This window comes from Rhodoferax mekongensis (assembly GCF_032191775.1).
Lineage (GTDB): Bacteria > Pseudomonadota > Gammaproteobacteria > Burkholderiales > Burkholderiaceae_C > Allorhodoferax > Allorhodoferax mekongensis.
The window spans coordinates 1-2,500 of sequence record NZ_CP132507.1 but is presented as its reverse complement, the minus strand read 5'-3'; the positions used below and the strand labels follow the sequence as shown (position 1 = coordinate 2,500).

At 51.0% G+C, this 2,500-nt stretch carries 2 rRNA genes (1 of these 2 cut by a window edge); both read left to right on the top strand.

The features are described from left to right. A 23S ribosomal RNA gene (locus RAN89_RS00010) occupies positions 1-2,223 on the top strand (it extends 653 nt beyond the left edge of the window). A 153-nt stretch (positions 2,224-2,376) separates the two neighbouring features. Then, positions 2,377-2,488 (top strand): 5S ribosomal RNA (gene rrf / locus RAN89_RS00005). Positions 2,489-2,500: the final 12 nt, after the last annotated feature.

Genomic DNA, 2,500 nt, shown 5'->3' with positions numbered 1-2,500 from the left:
TGTAGACCCGAAACCAAGTGATCTATCCATGGCCAGGATGAAGGTGCCGTAACAGGTACTGGAGGTCCGAACCGACTAGTGTTGCAAAACTAGCGGATGAGCTGTGGATAGGGGTGAAAGGCTAAACAAACTTGGAAATAGCTGGTTCTCTCCGAAAACTATTTAGGTAGTGCCTCAAGTATTACCTGCGGGGGTAGAGCACTGTTTTGGCTAGGGGGTCATGGCGACTTACCAAACCAATGCAAACTCCGAATACCGCAGAGTACAGCTTGGGAGACAGAGCACCGGGTGCTAACGTCCGGACTCAAGAGGGAAACAACCCAGACCGCCAGCTAAGGTCCCTAAAATTGGCTAAGTGGGAAACGAAGTGGGAAGGCTAAAACAGTCAGGATGTTGGCTTAGAAGCAGCCATCATTTAAAGAAAGCGTAATAGCTCACTGATCGAGTCGTCCTGCGCGGAAGATGTAACGGGGCTAAGCCAGTTACCGAAGCTGCGGATTTGCAATTTATTGCAAGTGGTAGGAGAGCGTTCTGTAAGCCTGTGAAGGTGCGTTGTAAAGCGTGCTGGAGGTATCAGAAGTGCGAATGCTGACATGAGTAGCGTTAAAGGGGGTGAAAAGCCCCCTCGCCGTAAGCGCAAGGTTTTCTACGCAACGTTCATCGGCGTAGAGTGAGTCGGCCCCTAAGGCGAGGCAGAGATGCGTAGCTGATGGGAAACAGGTCAATATTCCTGTACCGATGTGTAGTGCGATGTGGGGACGGAGAAGGTTAACTCAGCCAACTGTTGGACATGTTGGTTCAAGCTTGTAGTCGTGCCTGGTAGGCAAATCCGCCGGGCTTAGATGAGGAGTGATAACGAGAGTGCTTGCACTCGAAGTGAGTGATACCCTGCTTCCAGGAAAAGCCACTAAGCTTCAGCTACACACGACCGTACCGCAAACCGACACTGGTGCGCGAGATGAGTATTCTAAGGCGCTTGAGAGAACTCGGGAGAAGGAACTCGGCAAATTGACACCGTAACTTCGGAAGAAGGTGTGCCTTTAGTAGGTGAAGGGATTTACTCCTGGAGCCCAATGAGGTTGCAAAAAATCGGTGGCTGCGACTGTTTATTAAAAACACAGCACTCTGCAAACACGAAAGTGGACGTATAGGGTGTGACGCCTGCCCGGTGCTGGAAGATTAAATGATGGGGTGCAAGCTCTTGATTGAAGTCCCAGTAAACGGCGGCCGTAACTATAACGGTCCTAAGGTAGCGAAATTCCTTGTCGGGTAAGTTCCGACCTGCACGAATGGCGTAACGATGGCCACACTGTCTCCTCCCGAGACTCAGCGAAGTTGAAATGTTTGTGATGATGCAATCTCCCCGCGGAAAGACGGAAAGACCCCATGAACCTTTACTGTAGCTTTGTATTGGACTTTGAACAGATCTGTGTAGGATAGGTGGGAGGCTTTGAAGTAGGGTCGCTAGATCTTATGGAGCCGACGTTGAAATACCACCCTGGTGTGTTTGAGGTTCTAACCTAGGTCCATTATCTGGATCGGGGACAGTGCATGGTAGGCAGTTTGACTGGGGCGGTCTCCTCCCAAAGCGTAACGGAGGAGTTCGAAGGTACGCTAGTTACGGTCGGACATCGTGATGATAGTGCAATGGCATAAGCGTGCTTAACTGCGAGACTGACAAGTCGAGCAGATGCGAAAGCAGGACATAGTGATCCGGTGGTTCTGTATGGAAGGGCCATCGCTCAACGGATAAAAGGTACTCTGGGGATAACAGGCTGATACCGCCCAAGAGTTCATATCGACGGCGGTGTTTGGCACCTCGATGTCGGCTCATCTCATCCTGGGGCTGTAGCCGGTCCCAAGGGTATGGCTGTTCGCCATTTAAAGAGGTACGTGAGCTGGGTTTAAAACGTCGTGAGACAGTTTGGTCCCTATCTTCCGTGGGCGCTGCAGATTTGAGGAAGCCTGCTCCTAGTACGAGAGGACCGGAGTGGACACACCTCTGGTGTATCGGTTGTCACGCCAGTGGCATTGCCGAGTAGCTAAGTGTGGAAGAGATAACCGCTGAAAGCATCTAAGCGGGAAACTCGTTTCAAGATGAGATCTGCCGGGGCCTTGAGCCCCCTGAAGAGTCGTTCAAGACCAGGACGTTGATAGGTCGGGTGTGGAAGCGCAGTAATGCGTTAAGCTAACCGATACTAATTGCTCGTGCGGCTTGACCCTATAACTTTGATGCACGCAAGTGTTTCAAGGAAGTTATGCCAAGTTGACGCATTCAAATGACCATCTCACAGCGAGATGGCGTCGTAAAAGACAAGCTGATTAGCTCTATAAATTGGTTGCCCAGACCTTGAGTCTGGGTGACAACAAGTTATGCCTGACGACCATAGCGACTTGGTACCACTCCTTCCCATCCCGAACAGGACAGTGAAACGAGTCAGCGCCGATGATAGTGCGGATGCCCATCTGAACTGAGACATCGTAGGTTTCTGCCAATCTT